At 61.3% G+C, this 25,285-nt stretch carries 19 protein-coding genes and 4 pseudogenes; 12 read left to right on the top strand and 11 right to left on the bottom strand.

Going from position 1 to position 25,285, the window contains the following annotated elements:
• Window position 1: 1 nt before the first annotated feature.
• The 3 genes from KHO53_RS24040 to KHO53_RS24030 all read right to left on the bottom strand — a co-directional run bounded on the left by KHO53_RS24040 (window position 2) and on the right by KHO53_RS24030 (window position 2,623).
• Window positions 2–1,243: an MgtC/SapB family protein gene (locus KHO53_RS24040; protein WP_026001125.1), complete on the bottom strand. Its 1,242-nt coding sequence runs from the start codon at window positions 1,241–1,243 to the stop codon at window positions 2–4.
• Window positions 1,244–1,336: 93 nt separating this feature from the next.
• The gene (locus KHO53_RS24035) at window positions 1,337–1,531 is read right to left on the bottom strand and encodes a hypothetical protein (protein WP_081492750.1); all 195 of its coding nucleotides are present in this window, start codon (window positions 1,529–1,531) and stop codon (window positions 1,337–1,339) included.
• Between the two features lie 18 nt (window positions 1,532–1,549).
• Window positions 1,550–2,623, bottom strand: coding sequence for an NAD(P)-dependent alcohol dehydrogenase (locus KHO53_RS24030; RefSeq protein ID WP_036997196.1), 1,074 nt, complete (start codon window positions 2,621–2,623; stop codon window positions 1,550–1,552).
• Window positions 2,624–2,892: 269 nt separating this feature from the next.
• Here KHO53_RS24030 and KHO53_RS24025 point away from each other — a divergent pair, with 269 nt between their 5' ends.
• A complete protein-coding gene (locus KHO53_RS24025) occupies window positions 2,893–3,819 on the top strand; it encodes a universal stress protein (protein ID WP_213571059.1) in 927 nt (308 codons plus the stop codon).
• Between the two features lie 54 nt (window positions 3,820–3,873).
• Here KHO53_RS24025 and KHO53_RS24020 read toward each other — a convergent pair whose 3' ends face one another.
• The 4 genes and pseudogenes from KHO53_RS24020 to KHO53_RS24005 all read right to left on the bottom strand — a co-directional run bounded on the left by KHO53_RS24020 (window position 3,874) and on the right by KHO53_RS24005 (window position 5,840).
• On the bottom strand, window positions 3,874–4,443 hold the full coding sequence (locus KHO53_RS24020) for a GNAT family N-acetyltransferase (protein WP_010220096.1): 570 nt from the start codon (window positions 4,441–4,443) through the stop codon (window positions 3,874–3,876).
• A gap of 76 nt (window positions 4,444–4,519) precedes the next feature.
• A pseudogene (locus KHO53_RS24015) lies at window positions 4,520–4,816 on the bottom strand (aminotransferase class I/II-fold pyridoxal phosphate-dependent enzyme); the annotation flags it as partial.
• A gap of 13 nt (window positions 4,817–4,829) precedes the next feature.
• Window positions 4,830–5,393 carry a histidine phosphatase family protein gene (locus KHO53_RS24010; RefSeq protein WP_036997200.1) on the bottom strand — a complete coding sequence of 188 codons (564 nt, stop codon included), beginning with the start codon at window positions 5,391–5,393 and terminating at the stop codon, window positions 4,830–4,832.
• A 57-nt stretch (window positions 5,394–5,450) separates the two neighbouring features.
• A complete protein-coding gene (locus KHO53_RS24005) occupies window positions 5,451–5,840 on the bottom strand; it encodes a MerR family transcriptional regulator (RefSeq protein ID WP_036997202.1) in 390 nt (129 codons plus the stop codon).
• A 73-nt stretch (window positions 5,841–5,913) separates the two neighbouring features.
• Between KHO53_RS24005 and KHO53_RS24000 the strand changes: the two genes are divergently transcribed.
• Window positions 5,914–6,990 carry an SDR family oxidoreductase gene (locus KHO53_RS24000; protein WP_036997204.1) on the top strand — a complete coding sequence of 359 codons (1,077 nt, stop codon included), beginning with the start codon at window positions 5,914–5,916 and terminating at the stop codon, window positions 6,988–6,990.
• Between the two features lie 21 nt (window positions 6,991–7,011).
• On the opposite strand, the gene KHO53_RS23995 is transcribed toward KHO53_RS24000, so the two are convergent.
• Together KHO53_RS23995 and KHO53_RS23990 are read right to left on the bottom strand one after the other, a co-directional pair.
• Complete coding sequence (locus KHO53_RS23995; protein WP_213571057.1) at window positions 7,012–7,737, bottom strand: hypothetical protein; 726 nt, start codon at window positions 7,735–7,737, stop codon at window positions 7,012–7,014.
• 128 nt (window positions 7,738–7,865) lie between these two features.
• Window positions 7,866–8,267, bottom strand: a pseudogene (locus KHO53_RS23990) (GNAT family N-acetyltransferase); the annotation flags it as partial.
• A 375-nt stretch (window positions 8,268–8,642) separates the two neighbouring features.
• On the opposite strand from KHO53_RS23990, the gene eprS reads away from it, so the two are divergent.
• The 3 genes from eprS to KHO53_RS23975 all read left to right on the top strand — a co-directional run bounded on the left by eprS (window position 8,643) and on the right by KHO53_RS23975 (window position 16,193).
• A complete protein-coding gene (gene eprS, locus KHO53_RS23985) occupies window positions 8,643–11,642 on the top strand; it encodes an autotransporter serine peptidase EprS (protein ID WP_213571055.1) in 3,000 nt (999 codons plus the stop codon).
• A gap of 191 nt (window positions 11,643–11,833) precedes the next feature.
• Window positions 11,834–14,833 (top strand): autotransporter domain-containing protein, encoded by a 3,000-nt coding sequence (locus tag KHO53_RS23980; RefSeq protein WP_213571282.1) that lies wholly within the window; start codon window positions 11,834–11,836, stop codon window positions 14,831–14,833.
• A gap of 193 nt (window positions 14,834–15,026) precedes the next feature.
• A complete protein-coding gene (locus KHO53_RS23975; protein ID WP_213571053.1) occupies window positions 15,027–16,193 on the top strand; it encodes a M50 family metallopeptidase in 1,167 nt (388 codons plus the stop codon).
• Here KHO53_RS23975 and KHO53_RS23970 read toward each other — a convergent pair.
• Entirely contained in the window at window positions 16,120–17,151 is a 1,032-nt protein-coding gene (locus tag KHO53_RS23970; RefSeq protein ID WP_213571051.1) for a hypothetical protein, read from the bottom strand. The genes KHO53_RS23975 and KHO53_RS23970 overlap by 74 nt on opposite strands.
• Before the next feature lie 238 nt (window positions 17,152–17,389).
• Between KHO53_RS23970 and KHO53_RS23965 the strand changes: the two genes are divergently transcribed.
• The 3 genes from KHO53_RS23965 (at window position 17,390) to KHO53_RS23955 (ending at window position 20,802) form a co-directional block, all read left to right on the top strand.
• The gene (locus KHO53_RS23965; RefSeq protein WP_010220085.1) at window positions 17,390–18,001 is read left to right on the top strand and encodes a dTMP kinase; all 612 of its coding nucleotides are present in this window, start codon (window positions 17,390–17,392) and stop codon (window positions 17,999–18,001) included.
• 187 nt (window positions 18,002–18,188) lie between these two features.
• On the top strand, window positions 18,189–19,049 hold the full coding sequence (locus tag KHO53_RS23960; protein ID WP_213571049.1) for a CAP domain-containing protein: 861 nt from the start codon (window positions 18,189–18,191) through the stop codon (window positions 19,047–19,049).
• Between the two features lie 286 nt (window positions 19,050–19,335).
• The gene (locus tag KHO53_RS23955; RefSeq protein ID WP_010220083.1) at window positions 19,336–20,802 is read left to right on the top strand and encodes a glycosyl hydrolase family 18 protein; all 1,467 of its coding nucleotides are present in this window, start codon (window positions 19,336–19,338) and stop codon (window positions 20,800–20,802) included.
• Window positions 20,803–20,889: 87 nt separating this feature from the next.
• On the opposite strand, the gene KHO53_RS23950 is transcribed toward KHO53_RS23955, so the two are convergent.
• A complete protein-coding gene (locus tag KHO53_RS23950) occupies window positions 20,890–22,743 on the bottom strand; it encodes an ABC transporter ATP-binding protein (protein ID WP_213571048.1) in 1,854 nt (617 codons plus the stop codon).
• Between the two features lie 134 nt (window positions 22,744–22,877).
• Between KHO53_RS23950 and KHO53_RS25745 the strand changes: the two are divergent.
• The 4 genes and pseudogenes from KHO53_RS25745 to KHO53_RS23940 all read left to right on the top strand — a co-directional run.
• Window positions 22,878–22,973: pseudogene (locus KHO53_RS25745) on the top strand (RNA polymerase sigma factor); the annotation flags it as partial.
• A gap of 28 nt (window positions 22,974–23,001) precedes the next feature.
• Window positions 23,002–23,097: pseudogene (locus tag KHO53_RS26085) on the top strand (hypothetical protein); the annotation flags it as partial.
• Entirely contained in the window at window positions 23,097–24,665 is a 1,569-nt protein-coding gene (locus KHO53_RS23945) for an SNIPE associated domain-containing protein (RefSeq protein ID WP_249684652.1), read from the top strand. The pseudogene KHO53_RS26085 and the gene KHO53_RS23945, both read left to right, overlap by 1 nt.
• Window positions 24,666–24,834: 169 nt before the next feature.
• Window positions 24,835–25,182, top strand: coding sequence for a hypothetical protein (locus KHO53_RS23940; protein WP_100783060.1), 348 nt, complete (start codon window positions 24,835–24,837; stop codon window positions 25,180–25,182).
• The last annotated feature ends 103 nt before the right edge of the window (window positions 25,183–25,285 follow it).

The following is a 25,285-nucleotide window of genomic DNA, read 5'->3' as shown; positions in this document are numbered from 1 at the left end:
TCTACTGCAACAGCAGGCCTGCCCACATCGAGGTGATAATCAGCAGTTGTCCAACAATGACATAAGCGCCGAACCTGGGCCCACCGCTGGTCCAGGCCAGCACGCACTTGGTCAGCGTATTGCTGCTCATGGCTGTCAGTGCGGGGATCGCGATGTCTGCCACTGGCAGTTGCCCTGACTTCACCACCGAGGCGATCGACGCTGCCGTTGCATGCGCATCGGCCAGGCCGCTCAGCAACGCGGCGATCAGTACACCTTTGTGTCCAAGGCTGGCTAGAAGCGCCGATGAGAGCAGGGTGATGCCGGTCACTGCCGCCGTGACCACAAGGGCGACCTTGAGATTGAAAGCGCCGTCCCCAACCTTGCTTGCAGCCGGCACAAGCGAAGGATTCCAGGGGGCTAGCAGCAGGGAACCGCAGACCACTGTCGTCAATGCCGCCAACAGCATCGGCGCCCATAACGCCCCCACGTACGCCGGGTCGACGGCCCCCAGCACCAGACCGAGCAAGGCAACAGTCGCCAGGTTGGAAAACAGCGCTGCAGCGCTGAGCGCTTTGACAGATGATGGTTCCCTTCGGGCTAAATGCCCCATCAGGGCGATGGTCGCCGAGCCAGAAGCAAATCCTGATGCAATGGCACTCAAGGTATAGCCATAGCGCTCGCCCACCATGCGCATGGCAATATGGCCCAGTGCCCCGGCCCCCATCAGCAGCACGGTCAGGGTGCAGATGGTGCGCGGATTGATGGCGCCAAACGGGCCGAAGAAGCGATCTGGCGTCAAGGGCAGGATGACCAATGCCCCAGTCAGCAGGATCAACCCGTCGCGAACTTCGGTTTCGGTCAATTGCTGGAGGGCAAAACGGTGCAGTTCTTGCCTGAGCGCCAAAACAACCGTAAGCACCACGCCGATGGCGATCGCCAATTCTGGCTGCTCATGACACAAGGCACCGAGCAGCAAGACGAACAGCAGGGCGATTTCACTGGTGATGCCTGGATCCTTGCCAGCGTGTTTCCAGTAGGCGACGGCAATGATGAGAGCCAGCGCGATACTCATGACAGCCACTAACATCGCCCCCGCGACGGCCATGCAGACGTAGCCCAGCACCGAGGTGATGGCAAAGGTCCTGAGGCCGGCAAATGCGCGATGCTCGCCGCTGCCTTTCTTGCGTTCACGCTCAAGGCCAACCAGCATTCCTATGCCCAAGGCTGCAGCGAGGTGCGTAATGTCCAGGGTTTCAAGCATGATGGCGGCATCGAGGCACAGGGGAGGGCAGGCGTGCTAACCGCTTGGGTTGAGCTGCAGTCCTTCCCGGATTATAGCGTTGTCGCCGGGCCTTCACCGTAGCGTTGACTTACCAACTACCTGCGCACGCTCAGCTAGCATCGTCAGGGAGTGCGGGGCGTTGACTCGAGCATGGAGGCGATCGACGAAGGTTGTCGCTTCTTCAAGACTTTGAAAACTCACCCTCCAGACATCCAGGTGCACCCACCAACGGTTCTGACGTGGATGGCTTTCAATGTAGATGTTCATTGAGGCTACTCCGTTCATTCAGGGCGTAATGGCGACCTTCATGACGCCGTCGCGTTGATGGGCAAACAGGTCGTAGGCGGCTTCAATGTCGTCCAGCTTGAAGCGGTGGGTCACCAATGGCGCCAAGTCAATGCGTGCGCTGGCGATGACTTCCATCAAGCGTCGCATACGCTCCTTGCCACCGGGGCACAGCGTGGTAACGATGTTGTAGTCACCCAGCCCGGCCGCAAAGGCATCGAGGGGAATGCGCAAGTCTGAAGCGTAGACACCGAGGCTGGACAAGGTGCCTGCGGGCCGTAACACCCGCAGCGCGGATTCAAACGTCGATTGGCTGCCAAGTGCTTCAATCGCGACATCGACACCACGGCCGTGAGTTATCGCCATGATCTGCTCGACGACATTGCCCTGGGTGTAATCGACCAGGTGTGAAGCGCCAAGCTGGCGGGCCACGCTCATGCGCGCGCTCACGCTATCAACACCGATAATCGTGCCGGCACCTTTCAAGCGGGCACCGGCGACCGCACACAAGCCAATAGGGCCCAGGGCAAAGACCGCGACCGTATCGCCGATTTTCACATCACCGCGTTCGGCACCGCTGAACCCGGTGGACATGATGTCCGGGCACATCAGAACCTGTTCATCACTGAGGTTATCGGGTATCAACGACAGGTTGGCCATGGCGTCGGGTACCCGAACATACTCGGCCTGGCAGCCATCGATGGTGTTGCCGAACTTCCAGCCACCGATGGCCTTGAAGCCATGGAGGGTGCCGGGCCCATCCTGGGAAGAGCACCCACACAGGCAGGCATTGCTATAGCCGCTTGGGGTGATTGCGCCGGCAATGACCCGCTGTCCTTCGCTAAAGCCTTGAACCTGGGCGCCGAGCTTTTCAATGATGCCAACGGGCTCATGACCGATGGTCAAACCCTTGGCGACAGGGTATTCACCGCGCAGGATGTGGACATCGGTGCCACAGATGGTGGTGGTTGTGAGGCGCACCAACGCGTCACTCGGGCCGATGTCGGGAATAGGCTTTTGCTCCAGCACTATCCTGTTTTTCTCCACAAAAACTGCAGCTTTCATGGTCGCCATGGCATCGGTTCCTCTTCGGGAGCGTGGCATTCACCTTGGTTTAGCCTGCGCGCAAAACCAGCGAATCGATTGACCCGGATCAAGGATCCAAGGCTATTTTCACTAGTCGGGTTACCGTGCGTCGGACGACATCGCCTGGTATGGCCTTCAGCAACGCAGTGGGCCATTGCGCGTTGCATTGCATCGCGAGCTTGATGCAAATCAATCGTTCAGCGTTGGACGGATGCAGGATGGTATGTACCTGCTCATTACTTCGCCCGAGGTGAGTCATGTCTGACGTTCAACGCTTGTTGCTGATTGCTCCGTCCCTGATGCGTCGCACTGACGCTTATGACCGTGCTGCAGCCTTGGCCAAGGCTAAAGGTAGTGCGCTGCATATAGTGGCGTTTGATTACCTTGAAGGGCTTGCGACTGCGGGCCTGGTCAATGAACAGGCGCTGGCGGTGATGCGCCAGGCCTATGTCGAGAAACATCATCAATGGCTTGAAGCCCAAGCCGCTCCCCTGCGTAGAAATGGGCTTACGGTCACAACTGAAGTCGTGTGGGTAGAGAATGTCCTGGAGGAAATGCTGACTCACTTGAAAGAACAGCCCTTTACCATGCTGGTAAAGGATATCGAGCAGGAATCGCGCCTGATGCGGGCGATGTTCAGCACGCTGGATATCCGGCTGTTGCGCGAAAGCAGAACACCGTTGCACTTTGTCAGCGAGGCCAGCCACGCCCTACCGCGCAAAATACTGGCAGCGGTTGATCTGTCACGCCCTGAGGATCAATTCCAAGGGTTCAATGACCGTATCATCAATGAAGCGTTGAAATTGGCCATGCAATGCCAGGCGCAAGTGGAAATCCTGTATGCCTACGACCTGACCGCTATGCAAACGGATGCAGAAAACCTGGGGCGTAGCGCCTTTGTGTTTGGCTCCAATGTGGCCGAACGTCTGCATGAAGCCCAAAGCGATGCCTTTCGCCAGTTGGCCGCGCGCAATGGTATCGATCCAGAGAGTTGCCACATGATCATGGGCGACCCGACAAAAGTCTTGAGTGCCTTTTGCCGGGATCACGGCACCGATATCGTGGTGATGGGGCGGGTGCACCACCGTGGTTTGGCCAAGTACATTGGTAGCACGGTTGAAAGGGTACTCTACAAAATGCCCAGCAGTGTCCTGGTGATCACGCCGGATGCTCCGGTGGCCTGACAATGGCGTGCCTCAGCGTGGTTCCGCGGCCCGGATGCTGCCTGGCAACGCTCATCACAGCAATGAAAGCCGATGGATAACCTGGCACGCATCGCTGGGGTCACGCACGGTCGAGAAACCAAACTCGCGAGCCAGATCGCGCATCGCCGTATTAGCCGCCGAGTCGATCGAGAACAGGCTTGTGTAGCCGTTCGCCCGCGCCTTGTCGATGAGGTGGCCAAGTAGCAGTGACCCCAGGCCGCGATGCTTCCATTGATCATCAACGGTAACCGCGCATTCACACTCATCCGCTTCAGGGCTGGCTGCATAGCGACTGATACCGACCTCCAGGAGTTCGCCATTGACGTGTGCCAACGCCACGTACGCCACATGCTGACGCATGTCGATGGTCATCAACTGATCCAGCATCGCTTGCCCCGGCTCTGTGATTTGCGACAAAAAGCGAAAGTGCCGCGACTCTGGAGAAAGGCGCATGATGAAGGCTTTTTCTCGCTCGCGATCCTCGGCGCGCAACGGCCTGATGAGGACATGTCCACCCTCCTTTAGCGGCTCGATCCAGTGTTCGCCTTGTACAGGCGCAAAGGCGGGGGTAGAGGGTGTTTGCGCAGAGGGCTGGGGTGCCATGGGGGTTACTCCGAAGCGATCGAGAGGTTGGAAAGCACCTCCCTTGTCTACACCTGTCACAAACTGCGTGTTTGATTTACGTCAAGTGAAGATGCATCGACGACTGCCTTATGAGCGCTCGGCAGAACCGCGCCATCGCCGCGCACGCTGCGAGCAGCGATGGGGCGTCCAGGGCGTAGGCAATGCGCAAGTAAGGTCCAAGGCCGAAGGCGCTGCCATGCACCACGGCAACCTGCGCCTCTTCCAGCAAGGCCAGCGCCACGTCTTCATCACTGGCCAGATAACGGCCAGCCGGGGTGGTCTTGCCGATCAGCGCCGCGCAGCTGGCAAAGGCATAGATGGCAGCATCCGGCGTTGCGCAATGGATCCCCGGCATGCCAGCGAACTTACGCCTGCCTCATGCGATAGGTCGTGGCGCTCCAGTAGCTATTGCCATTGCGCTGTTGGCGAACCCAGCCGGCAGCTTCCAACTGCTTGGCGATCAGCTGATTCATGATTCCGTGGCCAAGCAGTAGTACGGGCCCCTCATCCGCAAGGGATTGAAGTCGTTGCGCTGCTTGGTTGGCCCGCAGTTTGGCCTTGCGGGCAGACTCAACCGTGCCTGAGAAACCGCACAACCATAAGACACGAAGAATGAATGCCCAGGTGAAGGGGGAAAGACGCGGCAGCGCCCAGCGGCCATGAGGCAGTTGCGCCTCGCAGAAAACCGCGTCGACCAGAATGGGCTGCAAGCCCAGCGCTCGCACGGAGGTCAGTGCCCGGGGCGCGGTGCTCGAGACAATCACTTTGGCGGTAGCCGCCAGCTCAACGCTAACCTGTGGTGCGGGCTGGTTTTTGACTTCGGAGCATTCGTACTGCTCGATCCAGCGCTGCATCTCGAGCGCTGAAATCTTGCCGGAGGTGGCCAGGTCTGGCTGACCATGACGCATCAAGATGATTTCCCTATGCACGGTGTTCCAATCCTTGATTTGTTCTTGCGTGAGAAGGCGTTACCTACAGGTTTTCTCTCAGTTGGGAGAGCTGTTCAGCTTCTGCAGCTCAATTTGCTCGGCGGCACTGCGTTCAAGGTTGATGCGCTCCTCATCGAGATACTGATAAATACTCTGGAGGCTGACGATTTTCTGTTTGATCTCTGCCATCTTCTTTTCAATCAGCTTCGCGCCGGCCGCACAGTCGATCAGCTTGTTGCGCTGCGCATCGAGAATCTCGCCAATTTCCCCGAGGGAAAACCCCATGCCCTGTGCGCGCTGGATAAAGTCCAGGTCCTGCAGTGTTTGCGTGGTGTAGATGCGGTAGTTGTTAGTCCGCCGCTGGGGCGAGATCAAGCCGATTTGTTCGTAGTAACGAAGGGTGTGCCGACTTGCCCCGCTACGAGCCTCCAGTTCGCCGATTCTCATGAAAACACCGCTTGACTGTAGAGTTGGGTCGATAGTTTACGCTTGATTTCTCACCTTACCAAGGAGCAGGAAAATGAGCGTGGAGTGCTTTGTCACAGGGGGTACCGGCTTCATCGGTCAGCATCTGGTGGCGCTCTTGAGTGCACAAGGGCATACGGTCCGGGTCTTGATGAGGCGCCCGGAGCGACTGGCCGCATTGCGTGAGCACGTCGCCAGCCTGGGGGGAAATGCCGCCCAGGTGTTCGCCGTATCTGGCGATCTGCAGCGGGATAACCTTGGCCTGAGTCATGTCGACCGAGCCGTGCTAAGAGGTGCCCGCATCGTGTTTCATCTGGGGGCCCACTTCGCCTGGGGGCTTTCGCTGCAACAGTCACGGGCAGTGAACGTCGAGGGGTCGAGGCAGGTGGCGCTGTTGGCCGCTGAACAAAACAGCCGGTTGGTGTTGATCGGCGGCTATATGCTGAAGAATCACCAGCATCTGCGCAACATCGGTATTGATCCCCGTCGTCCAGAGCTGACCAACTGGCCCGCCGTTTACCGCAAGGTCGGTGGTTACGAGGCAAGCAAGCTGGAGGCGCATTTTGCGACCCTGCAGGTTATGGCGGCCCAGGGCGGGGAGATTACCGTTGTCCACCCTGCGACAGTCTGCGGCCACAGCCGCACCGGACACATCCTCGAGGGGCAGCCCCTGATGGAGCTGATACGCAACCTGGTGCAAGGAAAGCTGGCGGCAGTGCCGGGGACCCCCGAGCACTGGCTGCCGTTGGTCAGCGTGGATTACCTGGTCGAACTGGTGGCGGCCTGTGCGTTTGATCCCGCCATGGTGGGGCAGGAACTGCTGGCGCTTGATGACCAGACGCCCAATTTGCGAGAACTCCTGGCCCAGGCGGCACACCCGCTTGGCGTGAAAGCGCCGAAGCATCACATGCCGCTGCGACTGATGAAGTTGCTACTCAGCGTTCGTCCCATTGCGCGGTTGTTGAATACAAACGTCGAGGCCTTGGACTTCATCCAGACCACCCGTTTTGATACCGCGGCGGTCGAGCAATTTGCTGGCAGGCATGGCATTGCCAAACCGGATATCCGCGAAGCGCTGCGACACACCGCGACGTTCGTCAATGCGCATTGTCTGGGCAAGGATATCCAGTGACACCTGAAGCGAACTCGCCGCTCAGGCTGGGAACTGCTCTATGTATTGCTCCACCCATTCGTACAGGCGCTCGTCGAGCTGCGGCCGCTGCTGGCTGAAGCTGTCCTGGCAGGCGTTGAACAACGGATCCTGATTGACCCGCACGGCCAGCTCAATGGGGCTTTCGCGCTCGGTATGGGCTGCCCGTAGCCGTTGCTGGTGCTGATCGGCCTGTTCCAGGGTGTCCGCCAGGGCATCCAGTTGCAGGTGCCTGAGTTGGGCGATGGCCTGCGGCAGATGAAAGTGCAGGGCACTGTCAAAGCCTTCCCAGTCCTCAAAGGCCAGCCATTCGTGGAGCACCATGAAGCAACGCGGTGCCGGGGCCAGTTGTTCCAGCCGCTCGAAGGCCAGCCAGTACTGGCGCGGCAGTTGCTCGGCGGTTTCTATCGCCTGGGCGATCAGGTCCAGGGCCCGGGCCTTGTCCTGGTGATGTGTGCGCAGGATGCGCTGGGTCAGGGTGAAGCGCGCTTGCTCTACCGCGCTCAAGGCGCGATTCAGGTCATAGCCTGCGTTGTGCAGATGCGCCTGGGCTTGATCGACGGGCAGACCGGACTTGTCCACCAGCACCTGCAGCAGCTCGGTCTTGTAGCGCTCGGCGGCCTGCTGGGGGTTGCCTGCGCAGTGTTCCAGCAGGGCCTGGGCGTGGCGCAGGCTGATGGGGAGCACGCTGCGTAGCTGTTGAAGGGCCTGGATGTGCGTCGGGTCCATCGACTGCGGTGCCTCGGTGTTTGCTGGCGTTGGGGATGGCGGGCCGAACCTGTCACGGCTCGACAGCGTCGATGGGGGGCGGTGTTTGCGAGGTATTGGTGGTAAGTCACGAATTCGCCTTCCCGTTGATAGCCCAGTGACTCGTACAGGGCTTGCGCGGCCTTGTTCGAGGTAGCGGTGTCCAGGCTGATGCGGTCCGCGCCTTCGGCGCCGAGGAGGGTGGTCAGGTGGTTCATGAGATGGCGGGCGTAGCCGGCTTTTCTCGCGTGCGGGGCGACGAAGAGGTCGTAGAGCCAGTAGAAGCGCTTCATTGCCAGGGAGCACATGGCTGGGTAAATCTGAGCGAAGGCTACGGGGTTTTGCTCGTTGTCGAGGGCGAGGAATATTCGCGAGAGGTTGTTGTGCAGGTTTGATTGGAGGAAATCGCGGGATTTCTCCAGATCGTCCGGCAGCTCATAAAAGACCCGGTATTGGTTGAACAGAACGGCGGCCTGTTCCACGTCCTTGAGGCTGCATTCGATGATATGCATATGAAACTCCAAAAAAACGGATAGTGCGGTGTGAGTGTAAAAAATGCCAGCCCATACCTTCTTACATCCGCATTCGTTAGCACTCTGTTGATCCGTTAAGGTCAGCCGGGGTGAGTGAAGGGGGAGAGCGCTATCCAGTTGTTTGCATGGAGTACAAATGTACTCTTTGCGCTGCGCTTCCTGTTCGAATCGCCACCGCGAGCGTTTGTATGCTGTTTCAGCTCTAGGTTGAACGCTCGTGCACGGTAGGTGTTGCACAAATATTTGACGTGGGAGCAATATTTGCAGCCGCAGGCTTGCGGCCGAGCAATGCAGCGACACACCGGTTGACCCAGGACGGGCGACCCGACAACAAAAACAAGAGAAGTCATCGACATGGATGTGAGATGTGATCAGCTCAAGACGCTGACGGGCACCCTGTGCCTGGCGTTCGCCACCGGACTGCCGCTGTCGGCTGCGGCGGCCTATCAGGAGACCGGCCGCCCGGGCGACCCCGCCAGCTGGCGGTCGGCCGAATACCAGCAGGACTGGGGCCTGGAGCGCATGCAGGCGAGCCAGGCCTATGCCGCCGGGATCACCGGCGCCGGGGTCAGCATCGGCGCCCTGGACTCCGGGTTCGATGCCGCCCATCCCGAGGCCAGCCCCGGACGTTTTCATTCGGTTACCGCCACCGGCCAGTACCTGGACGGCACCCCGTTCAGTGTGTCTGGGGTGCTCAATGGCGCCAACGACAGCCATGGCACCCATGTCACCGGCACCATGGGCGCGGCCCGTGATGGCGTTGGCATGCAGGGCGTGGCCTTCAATGCCCAGGTTTACGTGGGCAACACCAACCACAACGACAGTTTCCAGTTCGGCACCGGCCCCGATCCGCGGTATTTCAAGGCGGTCTACGGTGCCCTGATGGATGCCGGGGTACGGGCCATCAACAACAGTTGGGGCAGCCAGCCCAAGGGGGTCAGCTACCAGACCCTGAGCGACTTGCGCGCGGCCTACGCCCAGCATTTCCAGCAGGACACCTGGCTCGACGCCGCCGGCGACGCGGCGCGACGTGGTGTGATCAACGTGTTCAGCGCCGGCAACAGCGGGTATGCCAATGCCAGCGTGCGCTCGGCGCTGCCGTACTTCCAGCCGGAGCTGGAAGGCCACTGGCTGGCGGTGTCGGGCCTGGACAAGAACAACCAGCAGAAATACAACCAGTGCGGCATCGCCAAGTACTGGTGCCTGGCGACCCCGGGTGCGGCGATCACCAGTACCGTACCCGGTGGCGGCTACGCCACCTACAACGGCACCTCGATGGCCGCGCCCCATGCCACCGGGGCCTTGGCCCTGGTCATGGAGCGTTATCCCTACCTGAACAACCAGCAGGCCCTGCAAGTGCTGTTGACCACCTCGCGCCAGCTCGATGGCTCGCCGACCCAAGGGCCCAGCGACCGGGTGGGCTGGGGCGTCCCGGACCTGAGCTGGGCGTTGCACGGCCCCGGGCAGCTACTGGGTGAGTTCGACGTCAACCTGGGGCGCGGGCAGGGCGATATCTGGAGCAACGGCATCTCCGACCAGGCCCTGGTGCAGCGTCAGGTCGAGGACGCCGCGGAACGCCAAGCCTGGCAGCAGACCCTCAAGGATCGCGGCTGGGAGAATGGCCTGGCACCGGGAGCCAGCCAGCAGGATCGCAGCGACTATGCCCTGGGCATGGCCCGGGACGCGGCTGCCGCGCAGCGGGTCTACCAGGGCAGCCTGGTCAAGTCCGGGGCCGGCTGGCTGGTGCTCACGGGTGACAGCAGCTACCGCGGCCCGACCCGGGTCGATGACGGGTTGCTGGCGGTCAACGGCAACCTGCAATCGGCGGTGACGGTCAACGCAGGCGGTACCCTGGGCGGCAACGGCCGGATCGGTGCCCTGACCGCCAGCGTCGGGGGCGTGGTGGCCCCGGGTAACTCCATCGGTACCTTGAATGTCGTCGGCAACCTGGACTTGCAGCCGGGCTCGACCTATCGGGTGGAGCTGTCGCCCACGGCCAGCGACCGGCTCGTCGTGGGCGGCCAGGCCAGTGTCGGTGGCGCCAATCTCAGCCTGGTGCCCCAGGCTCAGCCGAACCTGTTGGCCGGTGGCCCGGTATCCAGCCTGGTGGGGCGCCAGTTCGACATCCTGCAGGCAGCGGGTGGCGTCAACGGGCGCTTCGCCCAGGTCCAGCCCGGCTACCTGTTTCTGGGGACCGTACTCGATTATTCGGCCAACGGCGTGCAGCTGGACGTGACGCGCAGCGGCACGACGTTCGCCAGTGTCGGTGCCACCGCCAACCAGCGCTCCAGCGGCGGCGCCGTGGAGCGGCTGGGACCGGGCAATCCCGTGTATGAAAGCCTGCTGCTCTCGACCTCGGTGGACCAGGCCCGGGACGGCCTGCGGCAGCTGTCCGGGGAGATCTACCCGGCGCTGGACTCGATGCTGCTCAGCCAGGGCTCGGTCTTGCGCGATGCCCTGGGCGAGCGTGTGCAAGGTCCTGCACTGAATGCCAACGCGCCTGGAACGACTGCGAGCGAGCCAGGCTCGACCCAGCTCTGGCTCAAGGGCCTGGGCAGTTGGGGACGCATCGAGGGCGTGCAGGGCAGCGAGTCCTATACCAGTTCCCTGGGCGGGATGCTGCTGGGCCTGGACCATGACCTTGACGAGCAGACCCGCGCCGGCCTGGCCGCAGGCTACAGCGACAGCTCCCTGGGCATGGGTGGCAGCCACTCCCGGGCCACGGTCGACAGCTACCACCTGGGCGCCTATGCCCGCCACGACCTGGACCAGCTGCGCTTGAGCCTGGGCGGCAGCTACAGCTGGCACCGTGCCGAGGTCCGGCGCGACTTGGCCTATGGCGAGGTGTCCGGCCGCCAGCGCGCACGGGTCGATGCCCGCAGCCAGCAGCTGTTCGCCGAGGCGGCCTATCGCCTGGCTTTGCCGGCGGTACAGTTGGAGCCCTTCGCCAACCTGACCTACCAGCACCTGGACCGCGATGCCTTTCATGAGAAGGGCGACGCCGCGGCGCTGCAGGCTCGCGACGAGCAGCGTGATGCCTGGCTCAGCACCCTGGGCCTGCGTGGGCGCCAGCAATGGCAACTGGGCCCGCAGCAGGACCTGCAACTGGCGGCAAGCCTGGGCTGGCAGCACCGCCTGAGCGGGACCCAGGATCGCGAGCACCTGGCCTTTGCCGGTAGCGACCTGCCGTTCCGGGTGGAGACTGCGCCGGCCTTGCGCGATGCCGCGCTGGTGGGGCTCCAGGCACGGGTGGGGCTGACCCGCGACCTGGACCTGAGCCTGGACTACCAGGGGCGCCTGGCCAGTCGAGAGCAACAGCATGGCGCGGGACTCAACCTGCAATGGCGTTTCTGAAGCGCCGTGGCGCTGGTGGTGCCAAGGGCTCGCCGGCCAGGCGTTGCAATACGGAGTTTGACCAACGCGGTTTTTCATCAATGCAACTAAGGAAGGTCGTAGTGAAGCAAGTCAGAAAGGATGACAGCGTGCTCGGGCAGGGCTGGCCCCTGGCCCCACTGGGTCGCGCATTGGTGGGCTGGGCGGCGCTGATGGGCACGGCCCAGGCCGCACCCTACGTGGAGAGTGGGCGCCTCGGCGACGCCAGCAGCTGGCGCAGCAGCGAATTCAAGGCCGATTGGGGGCTTGGGGCGATCCACGCCGACAGCGCCTATGCCGCCGGCTACAGCGGCAAGGGGGTGAAGCTGGGGATCTTCGACCAGCCGGTATACGCCCAGCACCCCGAGTTTGCCGGCAAGGACAAGATGGTGACCCTGGTCACCACCGGTATCCGCCAGTACACCGACCCCTACATCCCGGTGAAGGTCGGCGATGTTTTTCGCTATGACGGCAGCCCGTCGGTGGGCTCGGATGGCAAGCTCGGTTCCCATGGCACCCACGTCGGCGGGATCGCCGCCGGCAACCGTGACGGCGTGTCGATGCACGGCGTGGCCTTCGATGCGCAGATCATCAGCGCCGACAACGGCGACCCCGGCCCCGAGGATGGCATCGTCCTGGGCAACGATGGCGCGGTGTACAAGGCCGGCTGGGACAGCCTGGTGGCCAGCGGCGCGCGGATCATCAACAACAGCTGGGGCATCGGCATCACCGATCGCTTCGCCAAGGGTGGGCGCAATCCGGAGTTCCCGCATTTCACCGTGGACGATGCCCGGGCGCAGTTCGCGCAGATCCAGCCACTGCTGGGCACCTTGCCCGGTGGCGCCTATGACGGGGCCATCGCCGCCGCCCGCAGCGGGGTCATGACGATCTTCGCCGCCGGCAACGACTACAACCTGAACAACCCCGATGCAATTGCCGGGCTGGCCTATTTCGTCCCGGAGATCGCCCCCAACTGGCTGACCGTGGCGGCGTTGCAGCAGAACCCCGACACCAGCAGCGCCAACCCGTACCTGATCAGCACGTTCTCTTCCCGTTGCGGCTATACCGCAAGCTTCTGCGTATCGGCCCCCGGCACCCGGATCTACAGCGCGGTGATTGGCGGCACCAGCCTGGAAGACCTGACCCAGGGCTATGCCAACAAGAACGGTACGTCCATGGCCGCGCCCCATGCCGCCGGTGCGGCGGCGGTGCTGATGGAGCGCTTCCCCTACATGAGCGGCGCACAGATCGCCAGCGTGCTGCGCACCACCGCCACCGACATGGGCGCACCCGGCATCGATGCCTTGTACGGCTGGGGCATGATCGACCTGGACAAGGGTCTGCGGGGCCCGGGCATGTTGGTCACCGAACAGGACATTCCCGAGGCGTTCCGCATCGCCGGTGGCTACGGCCCGAGCCAGTTCGTGGTCGATCTGCCGGGTATCGGCGCCCTGGTGGATGCCGGCAAGCCGACCCAGCGGCGCTGCAACGACCTGGGCTGCGGGCTGGACCTGTGGAGCAACGATATCGCTGGCCATGGCGGCCTGACCAAGCAGGGCATCGGTACCCTGGTGCTTACCGGTAACAGCACTTACTCCGGCCCGACCCTGATCAACCAGGGACGGCTGGCGGTCAATGGTTCACTGCAATCGGCGGTGACGGTCAATGACGGCGGCGTGCTGGGCGGCAATGGCCGGATCGGCGCGCTGGTGGCCAACGCCGGCGGCGTGGTGGCGCCAGGCAACTCCATCGGCACCTTGCACGTGAGTGCCGACGTGACCTTCCAGCCGGGCTCGACCTATGCCGTGGAGGTGGATGCCGCTGGCAGCGACCGCCTGGTCAGCGATGGCAAGGCTTTCCTGGACGGTGCGAACCTGGCCCTGGATCTGCAGAACCCCGGGGTTTCGCTGCAGTCCCAGCGGGCTACGAGCCTGGTGGGGCGTCAGTACGATATCCTGGATGCCGCGGGCGGCGTGCAGGGCGGTTTCGCCAGTGTGCAGTCCAACTCACTGTTCCTCGGTGGTGGCCTGGCCTATACCGGCAGCGGGGTGCAGCTGGCAGTGCAGCGTAACGCCACTTCTTTCGCCAGTGTCGGCTTGACCACCAACCAGCGTTCGGTGGCCGCGGCCGCCGATCAGCTCGGCGCGGGCAACCCGGTCTACGAGAGCCTGCTGTTGTCGGCCAATGCCGGCAGCGCCCAGCAGGCTTTCGATCAACTGTCCGGGGAAATTCACCCGGCGGTGGGCAACCTGCTGCTCAACGACAGCCGCCAGTTGCGCGACGCCGTGGGCGAGCGTACCCGCCAGCAGGGCGTCGCCGCCGCGCCGGCCGTGGAAGGCCAGGGCAACGGCCTGTGGGTCAAGGCCCTGGGGGCCTGGGGCAAGGCCGAGGGTGATTCCGCTCGGGCGCGCTATAGCAGTTCCATTGGCGGCATGTTGCTGGGGATCGACGGGCAGATGAGCGAGGACACCCGCGTCGGGGTCTTCACCGGCTACAGCGACAGTTCGCTGAGCATGGGCGATGGTCGTCATTCCTCGGCCAGCGTCGATAGCTACCATCTGGGTGCCTATGCAGGCAAGGAACTGGAGCAGATGCGCCTGAGCCTGGGCGGCAGCCACAGCTGGCACCGGATCGAGACCAAGCGCGAGCTGCAGTACAACGAGGTCAGCGATCGCCAGAAGAGCAAGCGCGATGCCCAGAGCACTCAGGTGTTCGGCGAGGCCGCCTGGAAGGTCGCACTGCCGAGCATGGCGCTGGAGCCGTTCGCCAACCTGGCCTATGTGCATATAGCCAGCGACAGTTTCAAGGAACATGGCGGCGCTGCTGCGCTCAAGGGTGGGCAGGATAACCGGGATGCCTGGCTCTCGACCCTGGGCATGCGCGCCGGCAAGCAACTGCAATTGTCCGGCGGCCAGGCGGTGGAGCTTTCCGCCACCCTGGGCTGGCAGCACAACCTGAGTTCCACCGGGGCCGACCAGCACCTGGCCTTCGCTGGCCAGGGCGATACCTACACGGTCCAGGCGCTGTCCCTGGATCGTGATGCGGCGGTAGTCGGTGCACGGGCGGGGATCGCCCTGGGTCGCCAGGCCCGGGTCAACCTGGACTACAACGGACTGCTGGGTAGTCGCGACAAGAGCCACGGGGTCGGCCTGACCCTGGACTGGGCGTTCTGAAGCCCCGGCAACAGACATGCAAGGTGTTGTACCCGCCCCGCGAACCTGGAAACGGGTTCGCGGGTGCAAGCTACCTCGTTCAGGTTGTGCTTGAATGTGCGTCAACGCCGCGTCGTTGCAGGCTGCGAATGAACATTGATGTCGGTCCAGAACCGGTGCTTCAATGCGCGGCCCGTTTATCAAGGACTGGATAATGCTGCTCAGAGGAATACATCGGCTGTTGGTACTGCTGCAACTGGCCATCGGCATTGCGGGTTTTTTACTGTCGGCGCTCATCCTTGGCGAGAGCATCAAGGTCGGTTTGCAGCCGTTTTCAGCCATGTTCATGGCCTGCATCCTGGGCGTGGTCAGCCTCTGCGTACACGAAGGCGGGCACTATCTGGGCGCCAAATGGGTTGGCATGACGGTGCTGGCGGCGCGGGTGCTGGCCTTGGAGATTCAGCCGCTGCAGCGTGGCTGGAAGGCTCGCTGGTCGCGCCTTGGCAAAGGCCAGCCACTGGCCGGCTATGTCATGGCAGCGCATGCCCCGCACCAGCCATTGCGTCGGCCCATGCTGGTTTTCACGCTGATGGGGCCGTTGCTCAACCTGTTGTTCGCGGGCCTGTGCCTGGTGCTGTATCCGCTGCTGGGCGGCGAGTTTGCGGCGCTGGTACTGGCGCTCGGGGTGTGCAATCTGACCACCGGCCTTGCCAATCTGCTGCCCACGGTCGCGCCGGGCCGGGTCAGTGATGGGGCGGTATTTCTGGCCTGGCTCTACAAGCCTGATGAACAGGGGCAGGCACTGGCCGGTGTGCGCCTGATGGCCTTGGGGGCTGCGGGTATGCAAGCCGAAGACCTGCCCGGCGCCGATCTTGATCACCTGAGTACCCAGCCGATGCCGGCGCCGTTGAGTGCGCTGGGCTATCGCTTGTATGCCCGGCAGAATCAGGCGGATTGGGCGGGCGCCGTAGCGCTTGGGAAGGAGCTGGAGGCCATGTTGGCGTCGCCATCCCTGGTGCTCAAGCAGTGCATGGTGCTGCTGGCGATTCTGCGGGCGGAGCTGGCCTTCTCCCGAGCCATGCTTGAGCGCGATGCCCGCGAGCTGCATGACCATTTGTTCAACGAAGAAACCGACTGGTACGCCCCGAGCTTCCGGCCGCGCTGCCTGGCACTGCGCGCTGCTCTTGCCGGCGATGCCAGCCACCTGGCGCACCCTGTTGAGCAGGCCGTGCGCCTGGCCGGTAACAGTCAGGATCGGTCCCAGGGCCCGCGTGAAGAACGGCTGGCCGGTTACATCCAGGCGTTGCTCACGGCACCTGCAAGCTTGGCAGCGCTGCCCGACCCTGTGCCGAGAGCAGCGGCTCCACCTGCTTCCAACTGAAGGTCACATCTACGTCACAGCCATCGCCGGTGGCCTGGTTGGCCAGGCGCATGCCCTGGGTGTCGAAGCTCAGGTCGTAGGAGGCGTAGCTCGCCACGCCGGGGCAGTCGCTGTCCGCTGTGGCCTGGGTCTGGAGCCAGGTGGCGAATTTTTTCGGCAGGTTGACATGCCCGGAGAACGGGCTGTACCACTCAAAGCGCGTACCGATCCAGGTCCAGGGATCGACGCTTTCACCGGTCTGCAGGTTCCAGGTGTGCAGGCCCCAACTGATGCCGCCGCGACCATAGCCTGCGGTCCAGCGGTAGAACTTGACGGTGATCCACTGAGACGACCAGTACGTGGGGGTAACGCTGATCTCGCTGGTTTCAGCGGAGCCGCCGCGGCCCAGGTATTCGCGTCGCTCGCTGAAGAACGCTTGCTGGCCCTCGGGGCTGACGGCTAGGCGTGCCAGGTGTCGATTGATCTTGTGGATGGCTGGGCCATCTCCCTCCAGCTTCAAGGTGACCTGGGCGCCTTGGGTCCTGACCTGATAAGCGTGCTCGCCAAAGGTATTTTTCTCTACCTTGACGGGCAACGGTGCCGCCTCCATTGGCGCGTTATAGGCGTCGCCACCACAACCTTCGGCACTCGACCGCGTCAGCGCCAAGGGCAACGGCGTACCGCCTGCGGCCTTGGTCCAGGTTCCGGTCAGCGTATCGCCCTGGAGGGCGTCCAGTTGCCAGAACCCGGTCTTGCCGTCTTCGGCCCAGGGTTCGCCGGGCTTTTCCCGGGTTAGCTGGATCGGCGTGAGGAAGCGTTGGTAGTAGTAGCTGCCGTTGCTGTTGGGGGCGGCGTTAAAACAGGCGGTGATCGGGGCCTTGCCGAGGGTGCCTTTCCAGACGCCGGTGAGGTCGGTGGGCGCGGCATTGGCGTAGCCAGAAGCACAAGCGAGGGTCAGTACGGCCAAGGGCTTGAGCATGAGGATCGGACTTCCAGTTGTCTGACGGGTAAGCATCATAATTGCTGTCGCCTCATTTGGGCGAGGCGATGCTCATAAGCGGCTGTAGCCCGAGATTTTGAGACCTGTCAGCCAGAAACCAGTAGAGTGTTCATCACTGTCTGTTCATCACGGCCCTCCATTCGATTCGCGTAGTCGCGCCAAGCGCGTGCAGCGAGCGAACTGGGCAAAAAACTGTATATCAAGCGTTGTTTGAAGAATGAATCGTCCGCTGTTTGTTTCTCTCGATGGGCCCAAGGGCACCGGCAAAACCACACTGTTGGAGGCCGTGACGAAAGTACTGCGGGCAGACAACAAAAAGGTGATCCGACTCTGCGAGAAAAAAAGCGACCCTTATCGGGGTGAAACAATGGCCCTGGTTAACACGCTCGTCAGAAATCCCAGCCGGGATCTGGAGTTGGGGGTGTGTGAGCGCTTTGCTGATAGCCGTACCTGGATTTCCCAGCACGTGCTGACCAAACAACCAGCGGACAGCATCATCCTGATCGATCGCTGGTACCCGTCCGATGCCGCGTTTCGCCGGATGGTCCCGTTTGCAGAGATTCTACAGTTGAACATGGATCGCAACGTGCGAGTGCCAGACCTGCATGTCGGGGTCGTCACCCCCCCTGAGGTTTCATGGGCGAGGGCAGCGGCACGTACCCGTGGGCTGAACAGTACGGTGATGCATAAGCTGGAGGAACATGTGGCTAGTACCAAGGCGTTCGAGCGAGCAGTTGCAGATCACGGCTGGGTTTTATGCCGTAATGAAGGAACGGTCGAAGACGCAACGATGCAGGTGGTTTCTGAGATTTATAGCGTCCTTCGCTAGGGAAACGGACAGGGCCTATGGCCGCTTTTTGTACCGGTCCGACTAGAAGGCGTCAGCCTGGAATGGAGGCATTGCTCCAACAATAAATTTGTACCCTTTGCGCGTGAACCTTGTGTTGAGGATCGCAGTCTTAGCCGAGCCCTTTTTTCGGCATTACCGCCGTCATCCCATCAGAGCTGTTCGCCCCATGCGCCAAGCCGTCCGCTGCTCCCGCTTTGTCTCGCTCTGCCTCATGCCTATATTCCCCTTGCTCGCCAGCCCCGCCCATGCCAGCGGAGAAAGGCAATTGGTGGAGGCCATCAACGATTACCGCGCCCAGCCCCAGCGCTGCGAGAGGCGCGTGGTTCGGGTCTCGACGCCGCTGACGTTGAAGTCGAACCTGGCGTTGCCGATCGGTTATAGCGGCGGTTTGCGGGAAAGGTTGAAGGCTGCCGGCTATCAGGCAGTGACAGTGCGAACCATCCGCCTGGTCGGCGCGCAAGATGCCGAGGAGGCCTTTGACATGCTCCAGAGCGACTACTGCGCGGCCCTGCTCGATAGCCAATTTGCCGATATCGGCGTCAGTCGCGCCCGGAACGAGTGGCGGGTGGTGCTGGCGCGCCCCTTGCTCGATGCTCAGCTCGGCGATGGGCGATCTGCGAGCACAGCGTTGCTGGCACAGGTCAACGCAGCACGGGCGAAGCCGCGCCTGTGTGGTCGCCAGCGCTTCGCCGCGGCACGTCCGTTGACCTGGAATAGCGCTTTGGGGACGGCGGCGCAGAGACACAGCCGGGCGATGGCCAACGGCAATTACTTCGCGCATCGTGCCCCCAACGGTGATTTGCCGGCAGATCGGGCGTGGGATGCGGGCTACCGTGGCCGTCAGATCGGCGAGAATATCGCCGCAGGGCAGGGCTCACCGAGCAAGGCGATGGCAGGTTGGCTGGCCAGCCCCGGGCATTGCGCCAATCTGATGAACCCGATGTTTACCCAGGTGGGCGCGGCCTACGCCGCGAACTCGCGTAGCGACGAGGGCGTGTATTGGACGATGCTGTTCGGCGCGCCTTGAGGGGGCGCGAGCCCCGGCGGGTCCGTTTATTTTCGGCGGGGAGGGTGAAGTGGCGGGTGGTGGGAGCGTTTCATTAGCGTGTGTTCTTCTGCTTTTGTAATCGTATTTTCATGGTGGACAATCCAAAACCTTGCGCTAGCCTGAAAGTTCTCCTCTAGGGAGCAGATCAATGCCTTGCTTTGGCGTGTTGCTGATACCGGCACTGCACTCCATCAGGCGTTTGATGTGAACTTTGAGTCAGCGCGGGCCATGTACGGCCCTCATACAGTTCTGAAGGAATAGAACAATGTCTACGATTGATTTTTCATTACTGAAGTCCAACGTAAATGACTCAGCATCATTGATGCCTAGTATTGCCAATAAAAAAATCCTCATGGGTTTCTGGCATAACTGGCCAGCCGGCCATAGTGATGGTTATCAAGGTGGGCAGTTTGCCAATCTGAATTTGGTGGATGTACCCAAGGACTACAACGTTGTTGCTGTAGCGTTCATGAAAGGCCAAGGTATTCCTACCTTCAGACCTTACAACCTCTCCGATGAAGAGTTTCGCCGTCAGGTAGGCGTGCTGAACAGCCAGGGACGGGCGGTGTTGATCTCATTGGGCGGCGCCGACGCTCATATTGAGTTGCACAAGGGGGATGAGCAGCCACTGGCGAATGAGATCATTCGCTTGGTTGAAGTCTACGGTTTTGATGGGTTGGATATCGACCTGGAGCAAAGCGCCATTGATTTTGCTGACAACAAGACGGTGCTGCCGGCGGCCTTGAAACTGGTGAAGGATCACTACAAGGGCGAAGGGAAACATTTCATCATCAGCATGGCACCTGAGTTTCCCTATCTCAGAGTTGGCGGCAAGTACGTTGGTTACATTCAGGCCCTTGAGGGGTACTACGACTTCATCGCGCCTCAGTACTACAACCAAGGTGGCGATGGGATCTGGGTGCAGGAGGCCAACGGTGGTCAAGGTGCCTGGATTGCACAGAACAATGATGAGATGAAAGAGGATTTCCTCTACTACCTGACCGAAAGCCTGGTGACTGGCATTCGGGACTACATCGCCATCCCCGCAGATAAATTTGTCATTGGCTTACCGGCCAATAATGACGCTGCGGCCACTGGCTATGTGATCGATCCTGCTGCAGTTGTAAATGCATTCAAGCGTCTCGACGCTGCCGGCCATTCCATCAAAGGGCTGATGACGTGGTCTATCAACTGGGACGACGGCGTTACCAAGCACAATGTTCCCTACAACTGGGAGTTCTACGATCGTTACTCCCCGTTGATTCACGGCGGGTCGGCGCCTGGTGACCGGCCAACGGCGCCGGCGAACTTGTCCGCCAGGGACGTAACCGAGATCAGTCTGACCTTGAGTTGGGGGGCTTCAAGCGGCCCTCGTCCGATCGAGACATACACGCTATACCGAAATGGGGCTGCGATAGGCCATGCGGCAGCTTTAACGCTGAAGGACTCAGGCCTAACGCCGAACACTCAGTACAGCTACTTTGTCACGGCAACAGACTCTCAGGGAAATGAGTCGCTGCCGAGCAAGAGCCTGAGCGTTCGAACTGCTGGAGACATCCCTGACCCAGAGTTCCCCGAGTGGCAGTTGAACCATCGGTATCGCAAGGAGGATGGCGTGACTTACGAAGGCAATCATTACGTGTGCCTGCAAGAGCACGTATCAAACTCAGGCTGGACACCACCAGTCGCCTTTACCCTTTGGTCGAAGGTCGCAATCAAACGGCGCGCTTAGAGCGCTATGCAAAGCCCGGCTTCAATGCCGGGCTTTCATTGCTTGCGGATAAGCGGTCAACGCTAGCCAGTCATGGCCGCGCCATGACTACTCCACGGCTTGGGCCAGCCCCTGATCCTCGCCCAGAAACCCACCACTCTGGTGCTGCCACAGGCGAGCATAGGTGCCGTTCCTGCCGAGCAATTCGGCGTGCGTACCTTGCTCGATGATGCGCCCCTCATCCATGACGATGAGCCGGTCCATAGCCGCGATGGTGGACAGCCGGTGGGCGATGGCGATGACGGTCTTGCCCTCCATCATTTCGCCGAGACTTTCCTGGATAGCGACTTCCACCTCGGAATCCAGCGCGCTGGTGGCCTCGTCGAGCAGCAGGATCGGGGCGTTCTTGAGCATCACCCGGGCAATGGCAATGCGTTGGCGCTGGCCGCCCGAGAGCTTGATGCCGCGCTCACCCACCAGGGTGTCGTAGCCGCGATGGCCCTGCTTGTCGCTCAGCTGGTTGATAAAGCCATCGGCCTGGGCATGGATCGCGGCAGTGCGAATTTGCACATCGGTTGCATCGGGACGGCCATAGGCGATGTTGTCGCCAATGGAGCGATGCAGCAGGGAGGTATCCTGAGTGACCATGCCGATGGCGCTGCGCAGGCTGTCTTGCGTTACCTCGGCGATGTTTTGTCCATCGATGCGGATCACCCCCTTGTCCACGTCGTAAAAGCGCAGTAGCAGGTTGATCAGCGTGGACTTGCCGGCGCCGGAGCGACCCACCAGGCCGACCTTTTCACCTGCGCGTATCTTCAGGCTCAGGTCATCGAGCACCTGGCGCTCACCGTTGTAGTTGAAGCTTACATTGTCGAAGCTCACCGCGCCGCCGCGTGTCTGCAGCACACCCGCGTTCGGCGCATCCTGCACCTTGGGGCCACGGGTGAGGGTGGCCATGCCATCCTGAACGGTGCCGATGTTCTCGAACAGTGAAGTCATTTGCCACATGATCCAGTGCGACATGCCATTGATGCGCAGGGCCATGGCGGTAATCGCCGCCACCGCCCCGGTACCGACTTCACCCTGGTGCCACAACCACAGGGCATAGCCGCCTGCGCCCACAATCAGTGCTACCACCAGCATCTGGTTGACGATCTCGAACTGGCTGACCAGGCGCATCTGGCGAAAGCCGGTTTGCTTGAAATCCTCCATCGCCGCACGCGCGAAGTGCGCCTCACGTTTGGAGTGGGAGAACAGTTTCACCGTGGTGATGTTGGTGTAGGCGTCCGAGATGCGACCGGTCATCGATGACCGCGCATGGGCCTGTTCCTGCCCGACTTGCCCCAGGCGCGGCACGAAGTACAGCATGGCCAGCCCGAACAACGCGACCCAGGCAATGAAAGGCAGCATCAGCTTCAGGGCGAAGCCACCGGCCAGGGCGATGATGGCGATGAAATACACCCCGATCCCGGGGGCGATCTCGATCACCGTGAACAGCACTTCGCGCACGGCGAGTGCCGTCTGCATCACCTTGGTGGTCACCCGGCCGGAGAACTCATCGGAAAAGAACGAAAGGCTTTGCCGCAACATCAGGCGATGGAAGTCCCAGCGCAATCGCAGCGGTAGATTGATCGCCAGTATCTGGTGCTGCACCAGGGTGCGCAGCGCCACCAGCCCAATGCTGCTAAACAGCACGATAGCGATACCCCAGAGCACGCGACGTTCCTGGCCGTCGGCAGCGCCGCCTGCCTGCCAGGACGAGAGCAGGTCGACGACCTGGCCAAGAAAGGAGAACAACCAGGCTTCGTAAATCGACACACTGGCACTGAGCAGCGCGAGCGCAAGCACATAGCCACGCGCGCCGCGCGTGCAGGCCCACATAAAGCGCAACAGGCCCACCGGCGGGGGTGGTACTTCGTCGGGCGGGAAAGGGTCGAGGCGTCGTTCAAAAATCTGAAGCATGGCGGTTTCCGAGTGATGATGGACATCGTTGAGCAGAGATTGTTGTATTTGCTTTAAATGTAAAGTATTCGCATTTATGCTGCGCGACCACGCCTTCCTTCCAGGCATTCGCTCCCCCCTTCGCGCAGGTCATCGTGCAGGTCGAGCCTAGCAAACCCCCACTCCTGGCAACATTGGTTCGCCATTATGACGAGCTGGTGGATCATGTTCGCCGACGTTTCGGTGAACGGGTCTCCGTAGCGAGCGTCGACGCCAGATCCGCTCTACAGTCAACTGATGCGTAACAGCAACAACACCAGCCACCTGCCAGCGCCGGGTACGGTGTTGACGGCGACTTATACGCATCAGTGGTAATGAACAAACCCTCTGCGCCGATCGGTGTAGCGAACTGTGTGGTGATCATGGGTGGAAATGCCGCTCCAAGCAGATACGGCGGCGCCGATAAAAGCAATAACATGCTTGATCTCCAGCAATTGCCTTGCGATGGCACTGAGGGGAATGGATGTTCCCCGTTGGGTCTCTCCGATCAAGGGTGGTGGCGGTTAGCCATGACGGCAATGTACGATTCAGGTTTCGTCTCCGACATGAAAACCAGGCTGGAGCGCGATCAGCTCTTGCAGCAAGCACAGTCAAAGGTGAATCAAGCTGAGAGCCGACTGCAGCAGGCCATTGCTGATGCCGCCAAGATCATTGCCGATGCCCAAGAACGTGCCGAGCAGGTGGCTGGGGATGCCTTGGCCGCTATGGGCAAAGCCAAACATTACGCTGATGCAGCCCAGGCCATGAAGAATGTCGTAGAAGGGTATGGCGACGCGTACATCGTGCCGACCTACAACCTCCTGGACGACCTGGCGGAAGAATTCGGCTTCACTGAGGCTGGTCAGAAGCTCAAAGCAGCTCGGGACTTCACGCGTTTCATGGTCAAGGCGGGAAGGGCGGCTGCGTGTGATTATGTTGAGGCAAACCGTCGCGATACCGCGGTTCGGTTCGTCGTAGACGCATTCAACGGAAAGGTCGACTCCATCCTTTCTCGTTCCAAATCTGACAATCACGGCAAGCTTGAGCAAGAGATCCGCGATGCCGCTGCCTTGGTCAACCTCAATGGAGCACCGTTTCGCAACGCGCGGATCACAGAGGAGTATATGAACTCCCGCCTGGAGGAGCTGCGTTGGGCGGTAACGACAAAGCTGCTCAAAGACCAGGAGCGTGAAGAGCAACGTCAACTGCGCGAGCAGATCCGCGAGGAAGAGAAGGCTCGCCGGGAGTATGAGCGAGCGATCAAGGATGCCGCTAAAGAAGAGGCCACCTTGCGCAAAGCCCTGGAGAAAGCACAGGAGCAAGTTGCCGCCGCCAGCGCCGTTGAGCGTGCCGAATTCGAGGCTCGGCTGGCTCTTCTCCAAGAGCAGTTACAGGCTGCCGAGGACAAGAACCAGCGCGCGCTCTCCATGGCGCAGCAAACACGTGCAGGCCATGTTTACATCATTTCCAACATCGGCTCGTTCGGAGAGCAGGTGTTCAAAATCGGCATGACGCGCCGGCTCGAACCGCTGGACCGGGTGCGCGAGCTCGGCGATGCCAGCGTGCCCTTCGAGTTCGACGTCCACGCCATGATCTTCAGCGACGATGCACCTGGCCTTGAAAAACAGCTGCACCGTCACTTCCTGCGGGAGCAGGTGAACAAGGTCAATCCGCGCAAGGAATTCTTCCGCATTGGGCTGCCTGCCATCCGCGCTGAGCTCGAGCAATTGCGAGTCGAGACGCAATGGACGATGAGCGCCAAGGCGCTTGAGTTCAAAGAGACTCAGCGCATCGAGCAGCAGATCCTCGAGAATCCTGCCATCGCCGCAGAGTGGACGCGCCATCAGCTTGAGATTGAAGAAGCCATTGATCACTCGGAGGAGGAAGCTTTGGCTTCAGCCTAAACGCTCCTTGCCAACATCGGAAAAGGATTCATCACTCCAGTAACCTCCGGTACGACGTATGACGATGTACTCTTGGGAGTTAGATGAAACCCATCGGGGGCTACGGGCTTGCCGCTAGAGGATTGCAGCGCTAAGCCCCATCCACTGGATGTCCTTCAAGAAGGCTTAGGTGATCAAGAATGGCATATCGCCCGGATGCAGTTGGGGAGGTGAGATTTTCCAAACTCCCGTATTAACGTTTCAGGATGGAAGTCAGGGGCAGGGCCGATGGTACAGCTCTGGTGGCCAGCTTTCCGCCTTCTACGATGACATTCAGCAGGAGGTGCACGCACTCCTCGTTGGTTATCTGACCTATCGAGCGACAGAAGAGCCTGAGGTTGCAGCGGTTGAGATTCTCGCTCAGATGTCTAGGCATGAGCGTGTGGCATGTGAGAGAGGCAAAATGCTGCTGGAATGGTACGGCAAAGTGCTGGAAGAGGCTGGCACAGCAAATCAGCAAAGCCAGGTTGGCGCTTGATCCCTCCCGCGCTCTGCGGCTTCACAGATCTTAATATCATCCTGGAGGCGGCATTACTCCGCAGCAAGCTGTGCGCACCTGATAACTCCAAAAATGGCCGTAG

The organism is Pseudomonas sp. RC2C2 (assembly GCF_018390435.1).
GTDB lineage: Bacteria > Pseudomonadota > Gammaproteobacteria > Pseudomonadales > Pseudomonadaceae > Aquipseudomonas > Aquipseudomonas donghuensis.
The sequence above is the reverse complement of the archived record's forward strand: the minus strand, read 5'-3'. Positions and strand labels throughout refer to the sequence as shown.